At 51.7% G+C, this 232-nt stretch carries 1 protein-coding gene; it reads left to right on the top strand.

Annotated features, from left to right (window positions below; all coding sequences use genetic code 11):
• Positions 1-232: hypothetical protein (locus ACHRVL_RS23105; protein WP_395415607.1), on the top strand; the 232-nt coding region annotated here is incomplete at both ends.

Genomic DNA, 232 nt, shown 5'->3' with positions numbered 1-232 from the left:
CAGCTTTCGCAGGAGCAGGAACGTATACTTATACTGTGGCGGCTACAGCTCCATGTACTGTTGATGCTGTTTCGACAGTTTCAGTAACAGAGCAGGCGCAGCCAGATGCAGGAACAAACGGAACATTGACGATTTGTTCAGGCAGCACTGTAACAGCAGCGGCATTATTCGCTCAGTTAGGCGGAAGTGCAGATGCAGGAGGAACTTGGTCTCCAGCTTTCGCAGGAGCAGG

The organism is Flavobacterium sp. FlaQc-28 (genome assembly GCF_044007415.1).
GTDB lineage: Bacteria > Bacteroidota > Bacteroidia > Flavobacteriales > Flavobacteriaceae > Flavobacterium.
This window is presented reverse-complemented; position numbering and strand designations above follow the sequence as displayed.